This is a genomic window from Bacillus andreraoultii (assembly GCF_001244735.1).
In the GTDB taxonomy this organism is placed as follows: domain Bacteria; phylum Bacillota; class Bacilli; order Bacillales; family Caldibacillaceae; genus Caldifermentibacillus; species Caldifermentibacillus andreraoultii.
In genome coordinates this window covers 1-1339 of record NZ_LN868929.1, presented here as the reverse complement: position 1 = coordinate 1339, position 1339 = coordinate 1, and the positions used below count along the sequence as shown (strand labels likewise).

Genomic DNA, 1339 nt, shown 5'->3' with positions numbered 1-1339 from the left:
GATTAAGTCCATATAATTGTGTAAAAAGAGAATAAGCCATATCAACTTCTGGCAACAATGTTTTCAACCCTAGAAAAAATTGCAAAGGAGAAATTGATATGACTCAATTACAGCTTACCCTAAATTTGGAGGATTTAAAAGTAGATGTAGTAAACTCAAATTTGAATGAAGTGATGAAAGCTTCTCTCGTTCTTGTACTAAATCAATTAATGGAACAACAAAGGGATGACTATATACAAGCACTTCCATACGAAAGAACGGAGGGGCGCACTGGGCATCGAAACGGTTACTATGACAGAAGTCTGACCGTATCCATAGGGAATCTTGAATTGAAAGTACCAAGAACACGAGATGGCCAGTTTTCGCCAACGTTGTTTGAGAAGTGGCAACGGAAGGAACAATCTTTTGTCCTTTCCATGTTGGAAATGGTGGTAAATGGTGTCTCTACTAGAAAGGTAAAGAAAGTAGTTAAACAACTATGCGGAGAAGAAGTATCAAAATCATTTATATCCGGACTAACTGAAAAGTTAGATGCAGAAGTGAATAAGTGGGCAGGGCGTCCGTTAAATGTGATGTATTATAAATATATTTTTACCGATGCCATGTATATTAAGGTGCGAGAACACAATCGAGTAGTCAGTAAAGCTGTCTATATTGCCGTAGGTGTGAATAAACAGAATAAAAGGGAAATTATCGGTTTGAAGGTTAGTCACGCTGAATCTAAAGCAGGATGGAATGAGTTTTTTGCCTATTTAAAAGCGAGGGGACTTCAATCTCCGAGCCTTATTATTTCCGATGCCCATGAAGGTCAAAAGAATGCCATTAGAGAGTCATTTATTGGTACGACATGGCAACGTTGTACTTTTCATTTCAAGAAGAATCTAAAAGATGCCATGCCTAAAAAAGGGTCAAAAGAGGTAATGGATTTAATAAAAGATATATTTGATGCACCTGGTATTAAGGAGGCAAGGAAATTAAAGGAACAATTCATGGAAACATATGAGGAAGATTCCCTTTTTTCAAAAGCAGCCAAGTTATTAGATGAGGGATTTGAAGATGCCATTCAATTTTTTAATGAACCAAAATCTTATCGGAAAAGTCTAAGAACGACCAATAATTTAGAAAGAATAAATCAAGAAGTTCGCCGGAGGGATCGGGTAATCCGGATTTATCCGAACAATCAATCAGCGTTCAGATTGATTGGTGCTGTTCTTATGGATATAGAGGAGACACTAGATTCTGGAGGAAAGAAATTTTTAAATTAACTAATACCCATATACGCGCAGCGAAAATTTTGTAAGGAAAAAGGGGGTACCCCCTTTTTCCTTACAAAATCGCA

General features: G+C 37.0%; 1 protein-coding gene. It reads left to right on the top strand.

Going from position 1 to position 1339, the window contains the following annotated elements; genetic code table 11:
* Positions 1 to 98: 98 nt before the first annotated feature.
* The gene (locus tag BN2144_RS00065; protein WP_033826335.1) at positions 99 to 1265 is read left to right on the top strand and encodes an IS256 family transposase; all 1167 of its coding nucleotides are present in this window, start codon (positions 99 to 101) and stop codon (positions 1263 to 1265) included.
* Positions 1266 to 1339 lie beyond the last annotated feature (74 nt).

Excerpts from the sequence above, each read along its gene's own strand:
- BN2144_RS00065 (WP_033826335.1), top strand. The coding sequence starts at position 99 with ATGACTCAATTACAGCTTACCCTAAATTTGGAGGATTTAAAAGTAGAT.